At 62.0% G+C, this 19,102-nt stretch carries 9 protein-coding genes; 2 read left to right on the top strand and 7 right to left on the bottom strand.

Going from position 1 to position 19,102, the window contains the following annotated elements; genetic code table 11:
- Positions 1-168: 168 nt before the first annotated feature.
- The 5 genes from mscK to betI all read right to left on the bottom strand — a co-directional run bounded on the left by mscK (position 169) and on the right by betI (position 9,614).
- Positions 169-3,477 (bottom strand): mechanosensitive channel MscK, encoded by a 3,309-nt coding sequence (gene mscK / locus QCL51_RS23450; RefSeq protein WP_021783700.1) that lies wholly within the window; start codon positions 3,475-3,477, stop codon positions 169-171.
- Positions 3,478-3,512: 35 nt separating this feature from the next.
- Positions 3,513-5,255, bottom strand: a complete 1,743-nt coding sequence (locus QCL51_RS23445) for a potassium/proton antiporter (RefSeq protein ID WP_021783701.1) — start codon at positions 5,253-5,255, stop codon at positions 3,513-3,515.
- A gap of 415 nt (positions 5,256-5,670) precedes the next feature.
- A complete protein-coding gene (gene betA / locus QCL51_RS23440) occupies positions 5,671-7,368 on the bottom strand; it encodes a choline dehydrogenase (RefSeq protein ID WP_021783703.1) in 1,698 nt (565 codons plus the stop codon).
- Between the two features lie 77 nt (positions 7,369-7,445).
- Positions 7,446-8,918 (bottom strand): betaine-aldehyde dehydrogenase, encoded by a 1,473-nt coding sequence (betB, locus tag QCL51_RS23435; protein ID WP_021783704.1) that lies wholly within the window; start codon positions 8,916-8,918, stop codon positions 7,446-7,448.
- Between the two features lie 39 nt (positions 8,919-8,957).
- Complete coding sequence (betI, locus tag QCL51_RS23430) at positions 8,958-9,614, bottom strand: transcriptional regulator BetI (protein WP_084850219.1); 657 nt, start codon at positions 9,612-9,614, stop codon at positions 8,958-8,960.
- Positions 9,615-10,146: 532 nt separating this feature from the next.
- Between betI and QCL51_RS23425 the strand changes: the two genes are divergently transcribed.
- Entirely contained in the window at positions 10,147-12,093 is a 1,947-nt protein-coding gene (locus QCL51_RS23425) for a BCCT family transporter (protein WP_232786958.1), read from the top strand.
- Between the two features lie 117 nt (positions 12,094-12,210).
- Positions 12,211-16,896 (top strand): DUF6543 domain-containing protein, encoded by a 4,686-nt coding sequence (locus QCL51_RS23420; protein ID WP_319298820.1) that lies wholly within the window; start codon positions 12,211-12,213, stop codon positions 16,894-16,896.
- A gap of 43 nt (positions 16,897-16,939) precedes the next feature.
- Here the strand turns inward: QCL51_RS23420 and QCL51_RS23415 are convergent, their stop codons facing one another.
- On the bottom strand, positions 16,940-17,707 hold the full coding sequence (locus QCL51_RS23415; RefSeq protein ID WP_274118724.1) for a divergent polysaccharide deacetylase family protein: 768 nt from the start codon (positions 17,705-17,707) through the stop codon (positions 16,940-16,942).
- 8 nt (positions 17,708-17,715) lie between these two features.
- Positions 17,716-19,032: a S41 family peptidase gene (locus QCL51_RS23410; protein ID WP_021783709.1), complete on the bottom strand. Its 1,317-nt coding sequence runs from the start codon at positions 19,030-19,032 to the stop codon at positions 17,716-17,718.
- Positions 19,033-19,102: the final 70 nt, after the last annotated feature.

The raw sequence follows: 19,102 nt of genomic DNA, 5'->3' as shown, positions 1-19,102 counted from the left end.
GGTTCGGTGCCAATCGGGCCGCTTGGCGGCCCTTCGCGGGTGAACCCGCTCCTACAAAGAATATGCAGAGCTGAAAGCAGTGCTATCGCTGTGTAGGAGCGGGTTCACCCGCGAACGAGGGCGAAGCCCTCGCAGCCATTTTGCACACAATAAAGTATTCGAGCCCATTCAGGCCGAAGCAGTGCCATCCGATTTCGGCTGTTCCATCGGAATCAATTGCTGCTTGCTACCCTTCGCGTCCATCAAGAATACCTCTACCTGGCGCACCGAGATCTTGATGTTGTGGGCTTTGAACTCGCGGTTGATGTACCGGTTGATCTCGTCCAGCGTCGGGTTGCGGTCGCCCAGGTCACGGACGTGCATGCGCAGTTCGTGGTCCAGCGAGCTTTCGCCGAAGTTGAGGAAGTACACGATCGGTTCCGGATCCTTGAGCACGCGGGGGTTCTCATGCGCGCCCTTGAGCAGCAGGTCGCGCACCAGGTCGAGGTCTGAGCCATAGTCGATGCCCAGCTTCAGCGTCACCCGGGTGACCGTATCGGTCAGCGACCAGTTGATCAGTTGGCCAGTGATGAAGGTCTTGTTGGGGACGATGATGTCCTTGCGGTCGAAGTCGGTAATGGTGGTGGCACGGATGCGGATCTTGCTTACTGTACCCGACAGGTTGCCGATGGTGATGGTGTCGCCAATCCGTACCGGGCGCTCGAACAGGATCATGATGCCGGAGATGAAGTTGGCGAAGATTTCCTGCATGCCGAAGCCCAGCCCTACTGACAGCGCGGCCACCAGCCATTGCAGCTTGTCCCAGCTCACCCCCAGGGTCGACAGGGTACTGACGATGCCGATACCGACGATGGTGTACGACAGCAACGTAGTAGTGGCGTAGGCACTGCCCTGGGCGAGGTTCAGGCGTGACAGCACCAGTACTTCCAGCAGGCCTGGCAAGTTGCCGGCCAGGGCGAAGGTGATGCCGACGATCACCAGTGCGCCGAGCAGGTCGCCGAGGCTGATCGGTACCATGCTGGCGGCGGCGCCGGTGCCGCTGGTGTATTCGTAGAGGACGAAATTGTTGAGGTAGGCGAACACCGAAATCAGGTCGGCCCATACCCAGTACAGGCCGGCGATGAAGCCGCCGAGCAGGGCCAGGCGGATCAGGCGCAGCGACTGCTGGTTGACCTGTTCGATATCCAGCGTTGGCTCTTCGGTGATGACTTCGCCATCCAGCCCTTCCTTGGCCGCCGCACGCTTGCTCAACGCACGCTGGTAGGCCAGGCGTCGTGCAGCTACCGACAGGCCGCGCACGAAGGCGGCTTCGATCACCAGCCAGAACAGCAGCAGGTACAGGGTATAGATCAGACGGTCGGTGAGCTTCAGTGCTGTGTAGTAGTAGCCGAAGCACACGGCGACAAACAGGGCGACGGGCAGGGCGGTGAATGCTACGCCCACGGCCCTGCGAAACAGCGAGGTGTCACGGTGTGCCGGGCTGCTGAGCAGCAGACGGCTGAGCAGCCAGGCCATCAGCGCGTAGCAGGTCAGCACCACGCCGATGCCCAATACGTCGTCTGCCAGTGCCGAAGGCTGGTGCTCGGCCACCGCAACGACGCCGACCAGTGCCAGCACCACGGTGCCCAGGCGGCGAACCCAGCCGCGCAGGAACTCGACCTGCGGTTTGTGCCAGCGGAAGTGGACTTCCGCCACGCCACCGGGTGCGAGGATACGATAGGCGGTGTAGAACACCAGCCAGGCCTGGGCCAGCTGCCAGAGTGCGGCACCCAGGTTGGCATTCTGCCCGCGGGCGTCGATCTGCAGGGCGTAGCTGCACAGCGCCAGGCCAAGGCTGACCGGCATCGCCAGCAGAATGTTGATGAGAATTGCCTGGGGCGTGTGCCATTGGCTGTCACGGCGGAAGTGGCCGATATCCTGGTGCACTTTGCCTAACCGTTGGTAAAGGTATTTGCGCCGCCACAACAGCGCGCCGATCACCAGTAGCAGCGGCAGGAACAGCAACGGGCGCTGGCTCAGGCCATCGGCCAGCTCTTTCAGGCTGGAGCCCCACGGCAGGTTGGCGACCTGGTCGGCCAGGCGCGCTGGCACGTATTGCAGCCAGTCCCAGTCCAGCGGCTTGTTGCTGGGGATCCAGAACATTTGCTCGTCGAGGGTGGTACGCAGGCTCTGCGCGGTGCCCAGCAGTTGCTTCTGGTTGAGTTGCAGGGTGATCGATTCGTTGAGCAGCGCCGACAGCTCGCGGTTCAGCCGCTCCAACAGGTCGCTGCGGGTGATGGCTACATCCAGCAGGGCTTTGCGCAGCTGCGGGGTCACATCTTCCTGGGGTTGCGCCGCCAGCAGCTTGTCGACATAGGTGACCGGGCTGCTCATCTGCTCGCGTTGCTGGTTGACTTCGAACTGGTACAGGCGGGTGTCCGCGATCTGGTCGGCCAGGTCGCGGTCGACCTTCAGGTGCGGCAAGGTCTGTTTCTGCTTATAGAGGATCTTCGACAGCAGCAGGCTTCCCTTGAGCACGTTGATCTGCTCGTCGAGCGCCTGGTCGGCCTGGGTCAGGCTGTCGAGCTGCTGCTTGGTGCGCAGGTTCTGCTGGGTCAATTCGTTAAGGCGATCGGTGCTCTTGAGCAGGTAGTCGGAAAGCTTGAGGTTGACCGCGCTTTCAGTGGCCAGCAGGCTGCTGCCGCCGGCCTTCTGAGCCTCGATCGACTGCTGAGTGACGGCTTCCTGGGACTGGGCCAGGCGTTTGTCGTTGATCAGCGTCTGCAGGTCCTGGATTTCCTGCTCCAGGCGCGCAGCACGCTCGACCAGCAAGTCGTGACGCGCATTGCCGAGGTCTTGCAGCACGCTGTTGCCGGCCAGTTCCTGGCGGCGCAGCAGGGTCAACGCGTTGAGCGAGGCCAGCTCGGCGTTGAGCTGGTTGCGTTGGTCGGCATTGATGGATTTGCCGCCGTCCTTGCCGGTTTTGAGGATGTTGTTGATCTGCTGGGTGCGAGTCTGGCTGCTACTGATCTCGGCCTGGGCGCGTTCGGGGCGAGTTTGCGAGTTGATGATCAGGCTGTTGGCTTCAGACAGCGCCTTTTGCAGTTCGCCCTGCTGCGTGTTGCGTTCGCTGAGCATCTGTTCAAGCTGTGGCACGGTGAGGTTGGCGTAGCGCTGGGCCACCGGTTGTGCCTTGGTTTCCTTGAGCCTGGCCAACTCCTTCTGGCTGTCACTGGTCTCTTTGGGGGCACTGCTCAACTGCTGCTTCAGTGCAGCAAGCTTCTTCTCGCTATCTTCCTTGGCAGCAAGCAGGCTCAACGTTTGTTCGAGCACCTGCTGCAGCGCCTTCTGGTCCGCCTCGGGCAGCTTGCGCTCGGCGATCTTGTCGAGGCTGTTCTGGATGCTGGCGGTGGTCGGGGCTTCTGCCGCAGTAGCCGCAAAAGAAAGGGACAGGCACAACCCGAGCAGGGCTGTGCGAAGGTACACGCGCAGGGACATAGGCAGGCTACTTGTGGATCCGGCTGAAACGAAGTTTAGAGGAACAATCCTGGTCCGGGTCGCGTTCCTTCGGGGAATCTGACGCCTACTTTCTGGATCTTGTTCCCGTCCATGGTTGCCACGGTCCAGATCGTGCCATGCCATTCGACCTGGTCCCCTACTACTGGAGCGCCTCCGACCTTCTGTCGGATGAACTGCGCCAGCGGCATTTTCGCGTCGAGGCCATCGAGTTTCAGGCCGTACAGCGCCGCCACGGCACCCAGTTCGGCATCGCCTTCGAGCACGAAGTCACCGAAGAAACGCAGGTCCAGGCCACGTTGCGGCGCCTGGCTGAACAGTTTGCCCAAGGCAGGCAGGTTGTGCTCGTGGCCGATCACGCAGAGCATGTCGCCAACCTCCAGCACGGTGCTGCCCGACGGGTGCAGCAGTTGCTCGCCACGGAACAGCGCGGCAATCCGCGTGCCTTCGGGCATTTTCAGTTCGCGCAGGGCAGCACCGATGCACCATTTTTCTGCGCCCAGACGGTAGACGAACATTTCCCACTCGCTGGTGATGTGCACCTCAAGGGCGGAACGGGAGATCGGCGCCGGGTCTGGCGGTACCGTCACTTTCAACAGCTTGGCCATCCACGGCAGGCTGGTGCCTTGCACCAGCAGCGATACCAGCACGATGAAGAAGGCCAGGTTGAAGAACAGTTGGGCGTCTGGCAGGCCCGCCATCAGCGGGAACACCGCCAGAATGATCGGTACCGCACCGCGCAGGCCGACCCACGAAATGAAGCCCTTTTCACGGCCGTGGAAAGCCTTGAACGGCAGCAGGGCAGCAACCACCGACAGTGGCCGTGCCACCAGGATCATCCACAGCGCCAGGCCCAGTGCTGGCAGGGCGATGGGCAGCAGGTCGTGCGGCGTGACCAGCAACCCCAGCACCAGGAACATGCCGATCTGGGCCAGCCAGGCCATGCCGTCGAGCATATGCAGGATGCCATGGCGGCTACGGATCGGCCTGTTGCCCAGCACCAGGCCGCACAGGTATACGGCGAGGAAGCCGCTACCATGCAGGGCGTTGGTCAGCGAAAACACCACGAGGCCGCCGGCCACTACCAGAATGGGGTACAGGCCGCCGGCCAGATTGATGCGATTGACCAGTTGCAGCATCAGCCAGCCGCCGCCCAGGCCCACCAGCGCGCCGATACCGAACTCACGCAGCACGTGGCCCAGCAGGCTCCAATGCAGGCCGGTCTCGCCGCTGGCGATCATGTCGATCAAGGTGACCGTGAGAAACACCGCCATTGGGTCGTTGCTGCCCGACTCGATCTCGAGGGTAGCAGAAACCCGCTCGTTCAGGCCTTTGCCGCCGAGCAGCGAGAACACTGCAGCGGCGTCGGTGGAGCCGACGATGGCGCCGATCAGCAGGCCCTGGATCAGGCTGAGCTGGAACAGCCAGGCGGCGACCAGGCCGGTGAGGGCGGTGGTGATCATTACCCCGACCGTGGCCAGCGACAGCGCCGGCCAAAGCGCTACGCGAAAGCTTGCTACCCGCGTGCGCAGGCCACCATCAAGCAGGATGACGGCCAGTGCCAGGTTGCCCACCAGGTAAGCAGTTGGGTAATTGTTGAAGATGATACCGCCACCATCGACACCGGCGAGCATGCCGACGGCGAGGATGATGACCAGAATAGGGATACCCAGGCGCGACGACAGCGAGCTGACCAGGATACTTGCACCCACCAGTAATGCGCCGATCAGGAACAGGCTATTGATGGTGCTTGCATCCAAAGGCAGGTACTCCGAGACAGCGAGGGGGAGGGACTTGGTAGCGCATTTTTCAGCAAAAGCTAGCAGGTCGCGTGCCAATCGATTCTAACCTGAGGCCGACGCAGGCTGTAAAGCGATACCGCATCGTCGTTGCAGCTTGTGGCTGCAATGGTTCGTCCACTGTCAGGCAGCCGAGTAACATGAATGGCAGGAAAACCATTTACCGCGCCTAGATGGCTCAGTGCCTGCTCGGGAAATTTCCTGATTTGCACTATTTGTTGGCGCACCAGGCGGCGGGCCATGTGCTTCGCTACCAGGCCACCGCGACAGCGGGGCGAGAGCGGCTGGTCAGGCAGATCAGTGGCAGGAATGCTTTCTCACGCTGCCCGCCTGAGCAAACGTGAAAGGGGCCGCTGTGCGGCCCCTGATCAAGGTCTCAGCCCTGCTTCACTTCACGCATCGGCTTGCCTTTCACTGGTGCATCCCCTGCCACGTAGTACTTGGCGGTGCTGCGCGGCAGTGGCTTGCGACCACGGATCTTGTCCGAAATCTTCTCGGCAATCATGATCGTGGTGGCATTGAGGTTACCGGTGATGATCAGCGGCATGATCGACGCATCGACCACGCGCAGGCCCTGCATGCCATGCACGCGGCCTTCACCATCGACCACGGCCATGTCGTCGGTGCCCATCTTGCACGAGCAGGATGGGTGGAAGGCGGTTTCGGCGTGCTCGCGGATGAACTTGTCCAGCTGCTCGTCGGTTTGCACGTCGGCGCCCGGGCTGATTTCGCGGCCACGGTACGGGTCCAGGGCCGGCTGGGCCATGATTTCACGGGTCAGGCGGATGCCGTCACGGAATTCCTGCCAGTCCTGCTCGGTGGACATGTAGTTGAACAGGATGCTCGGGTGTTGGCGTGGGTCTTTCGACTTGGCCTGGATGCGGCCGCGAGCAGGCGAGCGCATGGAACCCATGTGCGCCTGGAAGCCATGTTCCTTCACGCCATTGGAGCCGTTGTAGTTAATCGCAACCGGCAGGAAGTGGTACTGGATGTTCGGCCACTTGAATTCAGGGCGGGTACGAATGAAACCACCGGCCTCGAACTGGTTGCTGGCGCCGATGCCGGTGCCATTGAACAGCCACTCGGCACCGATGGCCGGCTGGTTCCACCACAGCAGCGATGGGTACAGCGATACTGGCTGGGTGCAGGCGTACTGCAGGTACAGCTCCAGGTGGTCCTGCAGGTTTTCACCAACGCCCGGCAGGTCGTGCACAACCGGGATGTCGAGGCTTTCCAGCAGGGCGCGCGGGCCGACGCCGGAGCGCTGCAGCAGCTGCGGCGAAGCGATGGCGCCAGAGCTGACGATCACTTCCTTGCGGGCGCGGGCTTCAACGCGTTCTTCGCTGTCGCCGACCAGGTAGGTCACGCCTACGGCGCGCTTGCCGTCGAACAGCACGCGGTCGGTCAGGGCGTGGGTGACGATGGTCAGGTTCGGGCGTTTTTTGGCCTGGTCCAGGTAACCACGGGCGGTGCTGGAGCGGCGGCCGTTCTTGGTCACCGAACGGTCCATTGGGCCGAAGCCTTCCTGCTGGTAGCCGTTGAGGTCTTCTGTGCGCGGGTAACCGGCTTGCACGCCAGCTTCAACCATGGCGTGGAACAGCGGGTTGTTGCCAGCCTTTGGCGTGGCGACACTGACCGGGCCGTCACCACCGTGGTAGTCGTTAGGGCCGATGTCACGGGTTTCAGCTTTGCGGAAGTACGGCAGGCAGTCGAGGTAGGTCCAGTCTTCCAGGCCTGGCAGTTCTGCCCAGCCGTCGAAGTCCATGGCGTTGCCGCGGATGTAGCACATGCCGTTGATCAGCGACGAGCCACCCAGGCCCTTGCCACGGCCACATTCCATGCGGCGGCCGTCCATGTGCGGCTCTGGGTCGGTCTCGTAAGCCCAGTTATAGCGGCGGCCTTGCAGCGGGAAGGCCAGGGCCGCTGGCATCTGGGTGCGGAAGTCGAAGCGGTAGTCGGGGCCACCGGCTTCCAGCAGCAAGACGGTGACGCCGGCGTCTTCGGTCAGGCGGGTCGCCAGGGTGTTACCGGCCGAGCCGGCACCGACGATGATGTAATCGAATTCTTGGGACATGAAAGTACCCTCGTGTTGGCGGTGATCGGGGAGCGGGTACGCCCGTGCGCGGTGGCACGGGCGTGGCTAGACAGGGTTCAGAAAACCGAGTTGTAGCCGCCCAGCTCGACCTGGACCGACTTGATGCGAGTGTATTGAGCCAGCGAGCTGACGCCGTTTTCACGGCCGACGCCCGACTGCTTGTAGCCACCTACCGGCATTTCGGCCGGCGATTCACCCCAGGCGTTGATCCAGCAGATACCGGCTTCGAGCTTGTGGATGATGCGGTGGGCGCGGGTGATGTCGTTGGTGCAGACGCCAGCGGCCAGGCCGTAGTCGGTGTCGTTGGCACGGCGGATCACTTCTTCTTCGGTTTCGTAGGTGAGGATGCTCATCACCGGGCCGAAGATCTCTTCCTTGACGATGGTCATGTCGTCGGTGCAGTCGGTGAACACGGTTGGGGCAACGAAGGCACCTTTGGCGAAGTCACCGGCAGTCAGACGCTCGCCGCCGCACAGGACGCGGGCACCCTCTTCCTTGCCTTTGGCGATGTAGCCCAGCACGCTTTCCATGTGCTGGAAGCTGACCAGCGGGCCGAAGTTGGTGTTTTCGTCTTCCGGGTTGCCAACGCGGATGCGGGCAACGCGCTCGGCGATCTTGGCTTCGAAGGCCGCCTTCATTTCAGCCGGGATGAACACACGGGTGCCATTGGTGCACACCTGGCCCGAGCTGTAGAAGTTGGCCATCATGGCGATGTCAGCAGCCTTGTCCAGATCGGCGTCGGCACAGATGATCAGTGGCGACTTGCCGCCCAGCTCCATGGTCACTTCCTTCAGCGAAGAGCTGGAGGCGCTGGCCATGACTTTCTTGCCGGTGGTGGTGCCGCCGGTGAAGGACACTTTTTCGATGCGCGGGTGCTCGGTCAGCCAGGTGCCGACTTCGCGGCCGCTACCGGTCAGAACGTTGAACACGCCGTTTGGCAGGCCGGCTTCGGTGTAGATCTCAGCCAGTTTCAGGGTGGTCAGCGAGGTGACTTCCGACGGTTTGAAGATCATCGCGTTGCCAGCGGCCAGGGCCGGGGCAGATTTCCACAGGGCGATCTGGATCGGGTAGTTCCAGGCACCGATACCCACGGTCACGCCCAGCGGCTCGCGGCGGGTGTAGACGAAGGACGATTCACGCAGCGGGATCTGCTCGCCCTCGATGGCCGGCACCAGGCCTGCGTAGTATTCCAGCACGTCGGCGCCGGTGACGATGTCGACGTAGCGGGTTTCGGAGTACGACTTGCCGGTGTCCAGGGTTTCCAGCATGGCCAGCTCATCGTTGCGCTCGCGCAGGATGTCGACGGCGCGGCGCAGGATGCGCGAACGCTGCATGGCGGTCATCGCGGCCCAGATCTTCTGGCCACGCTCGGCGCTTTCAACGGCCTTCTCGACGTCTGCCTCGGTAGCACGCTGTACGTGGGCGAGGACTTCGCCAGTGGCCGGGTTGATGGCTTCGAAAGTGGCATCGCTGCCAGCGTCGACGTAAGCGCCATCAATGTAGAGTTTTTGCGTTCCGAAACGGGCCATAGTGTCCTCGCAAGTGCAGTGTGTGGTTTGGCTCGCGCGTCATGCTCCTGCCGGGTTGGCAAGGGCCCTGCGCGCATGGTCAGCAGCCTGGTCGTTTGTGCCCAGGGTGTGCTGCTTGGCCAGTTGTAGTTCCATGTATTCGTAAGCAATCCGTACCGCCTGGTCGGTGTCGAATGCATCACCCGACAGGGCGCCACGCAGCCACAAACCGTCGATCAGGGCTGCCAGGCCGCGGGCTGCCTTGCGCGCATGGTAGAGCGGCAGGGCGCGGCGGAACTGGCAGCACAGGTTGGAATACAAGCGGTGGTCGTTGATCCGCTGCAACCTGTGCAAATCGGGCTGGTGCATGCTGGAAGCCCAGAAGGCCAACCAGGTTTTCATTGCCGGGCCGTTTACCTGGCTGGCATCGAAGTTGCCCTCGATGATCACTTTCAGGTGAGCGCGCGGGCTGTCGTCTTTCAGGGCCTGGCGACGTGCTCTGACGCCTTCGTTGAGCATGCTCATGATGTAACCCATCGTCGCTGCGATCAGGCCGTTCTTGTCCCGAAAGTAGTGACTGATGATGCCGTTCGACACACCGGCCAAACGGGCAATCAGCGCAATGCTGGCGTCCCCCAGTCCGACCTGATCGACTGCCTGCAATGTGGCTTCGATCAACTGCTGGCGCCGGATGGGTTGCATACCGACCTTGGGCATCTTGCTATCTCCTCAGGCCTGCGAGCAGACGACAGGCGGCTGACTCGGCGAAGGCCAGTCTATTTTGTTTTGATTGAACGTTCAATCAATAAAGAATAAGCTCTGCGACAATTTGTGCCATTGACAGTTTTTCAGGCGGTCGAGAAGGCACGGATTGACACCCCAGGAAATCGTGTAACCCCCGGAAAACAAGGCGTTGACGGGCGTGAGCGATGCGAAATGCAGATTCTGCCGTACGGCCATTGGTCCTGCGACAGGCCCTTGGAGCGGGCGGGGTGACCTGTGACGAATGCGCGCACCTGCGTTGAGGCGTGGCATTTTCAGCGGGCCACCTGTCTGTTTTTGGCAACGTATCGATTCGGGATCACGGTTTCCAGGGTTCATTTATAACACCTGATGCAGTGGGGATATTCCACCAATTGCTCGGGAAAGACTGATTAGCCTCCACAGCCGCACTGCCCGGAGCATTCGTGCAATGAGTTCTGCCTCACTTATCAAGCCCCCCGCCGAGAGGGTACGGGTCAACCGCGTGGTGTTCTTCACCTCTGCGCTGATGATCCTTGTTCTGACTGCCTTGCTGATCGCTGCACCCGAAACCGCCGGCCAGGTGCTGGGCGTGGCCCAGAAGTGGCTGACGCGCACCTTCGGCTGGTACTACATGCTGGTCATTTGCGGATACCTGCTGTTCGTCGTCTACCTGGCTTTCTCCGACTACGGCAGCCTCAAGCTGGGTGGCAAGGACGACCAGCCGGACTTCAGCTATGGCGCCTGGGCCGGCATGCTGTTCTCGTCCGGTATCGGTATTTCGCTGCTGTACTTCGGCGCCTCCGAGCCGTTGGACCACTATTTCAACCCACCGGAAGGCACACCGGCCAGCCTTGAGGCCGCGCGCCAGGGCTTGCAGCTGACCTTCCTGCACTGGGGCCTGCACGGCTGGGCGATCTATGCCCTGGTCGGCCTGGCCGTGGGTTACTTCGCTTACCGCCACAACCAGCCGCTGGCACTGCGCTCGGCGCTGTACCCGCTGGTGGGCGAGCGTTGGGTCAAGGGTGCTGCCGGCAATGCCGTCGACATCTTCGGCATGTTCGTCACCCTGCTTGGCCTGGTGACCAACCTGGGTATCGGCTCGATGCAGGTATCCTCGGGCCTGGAATACCTGTTCGGCATGGACCACAGCAAGACCAACCTGCTGGTGGTGATTCTGGTCATGGCCGGTGTGGCCACCGTGGCTGCGGTCTCGGGTGTGGAGAACGGCATTCGTCGCCTGTCCAACCTGAACATCGTGCTGTTCAGCGGGCTGCTGATTTTCGTATTGCTGGGCGGCGAAACCCTGCACCTGCTCAATGGTCTCGTGCAGAACGTCGGCGACTACCTCAACGGCATCGTGCTGAAAACCTTCGACCTGTATGTGTATGAAGGCGAAGCCGGCAAGTCCGAGCGCTGGTTGGGCCTGTGGACCGTGTTCTACTGGGCCTGGTGGATCTCCTGGGGCCCGTTCGTCGGCATGTTCATTGCGCGTATCTCCAAGGGTCGTACCGTGCGCCAGTTGGTAATGGGCGTGCTGCTGATTCCGCTGGGCTTCACCCTGGCCTGGCTGTCGATCTTCGGCAATACCGCATTGGACCTGGTGATCAACCAGGGCGCTGTGGAGCTAGGCAAGACTGCGCTGGAACAGCCGTCGATGTCGATCTACCAGCTGCTGGAATACTTCCCGGCAGCCAAGATCGTCATTGGTGTGGCAGTGTTCGTCGGTTTCGTGCTGTTCCTCACCCCGGCCGACTCCGGCGCGGTGATGATGGCCAACCTGTCGTGCAAAGGCGGCAAGGTCGACGAAGACGCCCCGCACTGGATGGTGGTGTTCTGGTCCGTGGTTATCACTCTGGTGACCATCGGCCTGCTGTTCGCCGGTAACTTCGAGGCCATGCAGACCATGGTCGTGCTGGCGGGCCTGCCGTTCTCGGTGGTGCTGGTGCTGTTCATGTTCGGCCTGTACAAGGCCATGAAGCAGGACGTGGTGATCGAGCAGGAGCGCGCTGAACTGGCCGCCCGTGGCCGTCGCGGCTTTAGCGAGCGCCTGACCCAGCTGGAACTGCAGCCCACCCAGGCCGTGGTGCAGCGCTTCATGGACAAGCAGGTCAGCCCGGCGTTGAAAGAAGCCGCAGCGCAGCTGCAGACGTTGGGCTTCGAGGTGGAAACCCGTGTCGGCCAGTCGCGCAACCTGATGGGCTTGCGGGTGATGATGGAAGAAGGCAACCCGTTCGTCTACGAAGTGAGCCTTGATGGCTATATGGCCGCGCCGAGCGAGGCGCCGGTCGAGGGTGAGCCTGAACTGCGCCAGCGCTTCTACCGCGCCGAGGTCTACCTGCATGACGGCAGTCAGGAATACGACCTGATGGGCTTTGTCCCAGACCAGATCGTGCGTGATGTGCTCGATCAGTTCGAGAGCCATCGCCAGGTGCTTGGCCGCGTTTATAGCTGAATGCCCGGCAGGCCGCCGCACTGCCAGGTGCCGCGGCCTGCCAGCAGCAATATGTAGCACCTCGTTCGATAACATCTCCAGGACGCTTTGTGGTTCATTCCATAACGAGTCCTGGTCATGCCCGCCACTCACGCGCACAACCTCAAACACGCAGTCGCCACCCAGTTCGCCAGCCGTCCCACGCTCCGCCAGGTTGTAGGCGAACAGGTCATGAAGGTGATCCTGGAGCACTATCCTCTGGTTGGCGTGCATCGCCCTGAAATGGCCTCGGCTGCACCGCTGTACCTGATGTCCCTGCAGCCGGATGGTGTCTGGCACCCTCAGCCGCTGGTGGATGTGGTGCTGCAGGCCCTGCTTGAAGCTAAACCACTGGACCTCACCCCAGCGGGTGACTACCGCCTTAGCCTGAACCCGCCCCGGCGCTTTTTCGCCATCGAGTCGAGCCTTGAAACTGCCGAGGGCGATTTGATCGAGCCCGCGCGCCTGACCGATGGCCTCAACGCGTTGCTGCCGGTGCTGCTTTGGCACTTCCAGCGAGCGCAGATCGACTATTGGAACGGCGACGCCACGATCGACCGCGACCTGTGGTTGCAGCAGTTGTTGCGCGCCAACCTGCTCGATGGCCTGAAAGACGAAGCGCTGGACGACGAACAACGCAAGCTGCTGCGTGACCTGATGATGGGTAACCGTACCGGGCTCGATGTGCAGCTGGTGCGGGTTGCGTTACGTGAGGGCGAAGACACTTTCCATGAGCTGTTGCCCGGTTTGCTGATTACCGCCTCCAGTGAAGTTCGCGAACTGACACTCTGGTGTTCTCCCGAAGGTCTGGTCCGCAGTTACGACCCCCAGGCCGCGTTCGTCACGGCGTTGCAAATGCAGATGGCTGGACGTTACCGGTTTGATGAGTTGAGCTGGCAAGGCCTGACTGTGGAGGGCGACGCTTTCGCCCTGTACAGCGCCTTGTTGCTGGAAATCTTGCTCGAGCGCGTTGCCCGCCTGCGCTGGAGCGCGATCGACAGCGTCGACCAACTGGAGCATTACTGCCATGTGGCCTGCGACCCCGCGTCCTTTTTTGCCGAGTTCAGTGACTATGGCGCCGGTGGGCTGGGCCTGGCGCTCCCCAAGGGCCTGTCGCGAGCCGATACGGATAGCCAGACCGCCTATCTGCAAGCCATGCTCGACTTGTCGCTACTGCAACAGCACAGCCCAGCCCAGGGCATTCAGGACGGTCTGCCGGACTTGCACACCTATGCGGCGACGCGCCTGCGCGAGGAGATGCTGCATGACCACCCGGTAGACGCCAATTACTTCCCTGACGACCTTATCCTCACTGTCGAGACCTTTGTCAGTGACGGTCACGGGCTGGGCTTCGGCCAGAAGACCGGTGAAAAGAAGCTGACCTTGACGCAACTGGCGATCGGCCGCCTGGATGCCACCGCAGGAGGGGTGGTGACACATATCGCGCACCGGGAAAACCAGCTGATCATGAAGTGGATGACTATTGATTACGTCCGTGAGCTGGTGCAGCGAGTCGACATCGGCGGCAGTTATCCACGTCATGTACAGTCGATGCTCGATCGCTCGGCGAGCCGGGCCGAACACATCTCGGCATTTGCCATACGCTGGCGTATCACCCTGATGTTCGATGCTGCGCGGGCGCGGGCAGTCAAGCGGCTCGACAAGTTCGCCTACGGCGCCCTGGCAGAATTCTGCCGTAGTGGCCAGGAAGGTGCAGCGGCTGTGCGGATTGCACCGCTTGCGTTCAAACGCTCGCCGACATCAGAGAGGGTCGACGTGGCGCATGGTTTCTACGTGATCGAACTCATCGAGCTGGGGGCTCATCTGTTGTATTGCCCGCTGTACACCGACAAGGCGCTGATTCAGTTCGACAGCGCTCAGGCGCTGTTGGATGCGATCAGCCGCCCGGGGGCGTTGCAGGACAGCGTGCTGCTGTGGATCGAGCAAGCTCAGCGCGCGGTCTACGACAATGGCGGCTTCCGGGAGCCGCACCTGCCCCAATGGCTGCTCGACCCTTACACCCTCCCGGCGAAACCGCAGCCTGTTCAGTTGGCGCTGCAGTTCTGGGCGCAGGACGTGGATCGGCAGATGTTCGAAGCCAAGGGCCGGATGTTGCTGGAGCTGGCGGATCGCAGCGCCATGAGCAACAGCGAGGTGCGCTGGCGGCTGGTCACGGCATTTTCCTGGGAGCTGCTGAATGTTGTGTTTCCGGTGTTACCGGGGCCGCTCACCTCGGTTGCCTGGCTTTACATCGGCATGCGCAGCCTGATCAACGATGTGCAGGGGCTGGCCAGCCCGCATCTCGACGAGCGAATCCAGGCGATGGTCGATGTGCTGAACAACACCTTGCTGGCGCTGATACACCTGCAGACGCCGAAACTGGCAGCGCCGGCCGTTTCTGGTGACCTGCCGCCATCGCTGCTCCAGGGGCCACCTCCAGGCAACGGGATCGAGTTGGCGAGCCTTTCCACAGCAACGCGGGAGCCCAGTACCTCGGTCGACAGGCTGCAGGCGATGGCCAACACCCACCTCGACTTTTCCTGGCGTGGGGCTGGGGGGCTCAACGGCCTGTCGAGTGCCCAGCGCGGTCAAATGCGGGCGTTGGCGACCAGCGTTTCGCTGGAGGGGCGTGAACCGCAGACGCAGGGCGTGGCTGCTGGCCTGGTGCGGATTGGGGATGATTTCTATGTGTCTCTGGACGGTGATGTCTACCGAGTCAGTCTTGATAACGCAGCGTTTCGCATCATCGGTCCGGACGGCACGGTTGGGCCATACCTGATGCGCGACGGCAATGTCTGGCACCTCAATAATTCGCGATTGTACGGTGGCAATGATCGCTCCGGCGAGTTGGCCCGCGAGCGACTGCGCAAGAAGCTTAGCGGACCGATCGCCAAGGCTCAGTCCGAGATAGAGCGGCTTCTCTTGGCCGCGGAGGCTGCCACGAAGGATTTCAACGCGTTGAGCGAGCAGGTTGTCGGTTTGCGTGATCCGGTAAAGAAAGTCGAGGATCGGTTGCAAAAGGCGCCACCAACCGACCCGGGCGAACGTGCGCAATTCGAGCAGGCTACCGAGTTGTTCAAGCGCAAACTCCAGCAGTTGCACGAGCAGACGAATGCGCTGCGCACCCGGCGCCTGGCGTTGAACGACAGTCTATTCCAGGGGTATCTCGAGGCTGAACGCAACATTATCTACGTGCTCGACAAGGCGAGCACTTCGACGCAGGGCGGCAGCGTGAGAGATCAACGGATACTCTTGGGCCAGGTCCGCAAGAACCTGATCAGCTTTGGCATGTTCTTCACTGATGAGCTCCTGGCCTTGGGTGGGTTCAGGGAATACGACCAACTCACCAATGCGCTCAATGAGGCACCGCCAGAGAAACAGGCCGAGTTGTATGCCAGGTTCCGGACGATGTTGGAGAAGTTGCTTGAAGAGCAGCCCAGGATCATCAATGTCTCCAGCCAGCTGGATCGCCTGTTGGCCATCACCGATATCGACATGCAAGTGCCTTACGTCAATACCACGCTGACCGTTTCGAGCATTATCGCGAGCCGCAAGACGACCACGATCAACATCCGGTTTTTCCAGGCCATGGGCCTGGTCGAGCTGGCCCTGCAGTGGCATAAAGGCACGCCTACCCAGCACTACATGATCTTCCGCCATGCGCTCGCCAGTCAGCGTCTGCGGGTGGCCGCACAAACGCATCATCTGCTGATGTTCTGTGATTTGCCTGTCGCCGAACGAATCGAGGTACTGCAAAGTGCGTGGGACGAATACCTCGCGGCGATTCTCAACGCCGAACGGATCAAGACACTCGGTAGCAAGCTCATCGATGTCCAGCGCCTTGAGGCCTACAAGCAACAGATGGTGGAGCTGAAAAGCATAGCCGGTGAGGCGTTGGTCGAGGCCATGCGCGAGCAGGCGGACGGGCAGGTCCGAGGCACACGTCGTGCGGTCTATTCACGAAAGAGCCTGCAGGTGGCCCACACACGGGCTGGTCAGATAGTCATTGGCAGCGAATCGGTAGTCGACGGGCAGGCTGTGCTGCAAGTTGTAGCGGCTTTCAACAAGAGCGCGCTGCATCGCTTCCAGAAGCAGGGAAACACCTGGGTTGAAGAGGTCGCCGCGGGCGAACCGGAACCGCAGTCGCGGAATTCTACGCCGGACTCCGAAAGGAACAACCGGGAACTGGCCGAGGCCATGCTGGCACAGAACGAAAATGTCATCGCTCAAGCCAGAGCCCTGGTTGCCAAGGATGCTGACGACATGGGCCTGATGTCGATGCTGGACGGCCAGATCAACGAAGTGGCCGAGCTGCGGGAACAGCTCAGCGATGCCGACGCAGAGCACGCGCTGCTGGCAGGCATGGACGATGCGTTGATTCAGTTGCGCCAGGCCCGCCGCGACTGTTTGGTAGCGCTTTACAGCAAGACGCGCTACCCAGGTTCCAGAGGGCTGAATTTTCTCCATCAGCAGGGGTTGCTCGCCGTGGAATATGTCGGGCCTCGGCAGGTGGTCTCCGATGGCTATCTGGACGAGTACCGGATCAGCCTGTTGCGGGCTCCCGGCGAGGCCAAGGGTAGACCCTTGTGGGCCGCGCATTTCCACTTTGCCGACTCGCAGGCGGCGCCCACGGCGTTTGGCAAAGGCCATCTGAAGCTGTGGAGCCAGCGCAAGATGGGGTATCGCGAACAAATGATGGCCGCGAGCGAGGGGCAGGTACTGAGCATCTATCGAGGTAACCTGACCTATGCGCAGGCCAAGGATGTGATCCCGTTCAACCTCTGAACAGTTGCACTTTCAGCCCAGTGGTAACCCGTGATCGGCAACGCTAGCGATTGCTGTAACGGCCATGCTTACCGTGTGCAGGCATGGCCTGGTTGCCCCGTGTGGCGATCATCTGTTGCAGCGTGATCAGTTCGATACCCAATTGCTTGAGCCGTGGAATCTGCCTTTCCAGCACCGCTAGCGTTTGCGGGTAGGGGTGGCCGATCAACACGGCCGAGCCTTGCTTGCGGGCCAGCGCAATACCCTGTTGCAGCTGAGCGTCGATGGCTTCCGGTGTGCGCACGTCATCCAGAAATACATCCCGCGACACATGCGCCACATCGTGTGCTTGAGCCTCGGCCGCGGCGACCGTGGCGGCGCTGGTGCGGCTGTCGACGAAGAACAGTTGGCGCCGCTGCAGCTCGCCCATCAACCACGCCATGGGTTCACGCTGTGCGGTCATGCGGCTGCCCATGTGGTTGTTGATGCCGGCGGCGTAGGGCACCTTGACCAATGCTGCGTCCAGGCGCCGCGCCAGTTCTTCGATGGCGATGCCCGGGTGCCAGGCATAGGGCCCGCTGGCCGGGTCCATGGGCATGTGCAGGATTACCGTCTTGCCGGCCTTGTGCGCCTGGCGTGCGAAGTCGGTGGCATGGGGGGTGTCGGGCATGATCGCCATGGTCACCGGCCCGGGCAGCGCCAGGGTACGGCTGTCACGCTCGGGGCTCTGGCCCAGGTCGTCGATGATGATGCTCATGTAGGCGGTGTTGGCCGGCGCCGCTTGCGCGATTCCGGCCATCAGGCAAAACAACAGACACAGCAGATAACGCATAGGGTAGATCAGTCGCCCTTGGTGATGTTCAGGCCTTTGAGCAGGCTCAGAGCCTGGCTCAACTGGAAGTCGTCATCCTGCGGGCGTTCCTTGCGCTTGCTGCTGCCGGTCGGGCGGTCGGCGCCGCCGTTGCCGTTGCCCAGGTGGCCCTGCAGGTCGGCCTCCTTGAAGCTTTCGGTGTCGGCCTCGGCGGTGAGCTTGGCCTGGCGCACTTCGATGTCCGGGACGATGCCCTGGGCCTGGATCGAACGGCCGTTGGGGGTGTAGTACAGCGCAGTGGTGAGCTTCAGGGCGCGGTCGTTGGCCAGTGGCAGCACGGTCTGCACCGAGCCTTTGCCGAAACTGTCGGTGCCCATCAGCACGGCGCGCTTCTGGTCCTGCAGGGCGCCGGCGACAATCTCCGATGCCGATGCACTGCCACCGTTGATCAGTACCACCAGCGGCACGCCTTCGCTGGCATCGGCCGGGTCGGCCGAGAATCGCAGCTCGGAGTTGGCGATGCGGCCCTTGGTGTAGACGATCAGGCCTTTGGTCAGGAAGTGGTCGGCTACTTCCACTGCCGACTGCAGCACGCCGCCCGGGTTGTTGCGCAGGTCCAGCACTACCCCGCGCAGCTTCTTGCCGTTGTCCTTGCGCAGCTTGGCCAGGGCCTTGCCCACTTCGTCACCGGTCTTGACCTGGAACTGGGTGATACGGATGTAGCCGTAATCGTTCTCCAGTAGCTGGCTCTTCACGCTCTTGACCTGAATGACTGCGCGGCTCAAGGTCACGTCAAACGGGGTGCCGCCGTCGCGCACCAAGGTCAGGGTGATTTTCTCGCCGACCTTGCCGCGCATCTTGTCGACCGCCTCGGTCATGGTCTGGCCGCGGGTCGGGGCGCCATTGATCTTGACGATCAGGTCACCAGCTTGCACGCCGGCCCGCGAGGCAGGGGTGTCGTCGATTGGCGAGACCACCTTGATGAAGCCGTCTTCCTGGCCTACTTCAATGCCCAGCCCGCCGAACTCGCCGCTGGTGCTTTCCTGCAGCTCCTGGAAGTCCTCGGGGCCAAGGTAGGCCGAGTGCGGGTCAAGATTGCTTAGCATGCCCTTGATGGCGTTCTCCAGCAGGGTCTTGTCGTCTACCGGTTCGACGTAGGCGGCCTTGATACGGTCCAGAACCTCGGCGAAGGTGCGCAGTTCTTCCAGCGGCAGTGGCGCCTTGGCGGTCACCTCGGTGGCTGGCACTGCGGCGACCTTGGCCGGCTCTGCGGCGGTGGCCAGGGGCGCGCCGACCGCCAGGGCGATGGACAGGGCCAGCTGGGTGAGACGAGGCGAGTGCAGCATGTCGAACGAACTCCTGATCCTGTAGGTGCTCCTTGGGGAGCATCGGTGCAGCACTCAAGCTGCGCCGTAG

The sequence above is a fragment of the Pseudomonas sp. LTR0 genome (assembly GCF_036630035.1).
Taxonomy (GTDB): Bacteria; Pseudomonadota; Gammaproteobacteria; order Pseudomonadales; family Pseudomonadaceae; genus Aquipseudomonas; species Aquipseudomonas putida_Y.
This window is presented reverse-complemented; position numbering and strand designations above follow the sequence as displayed.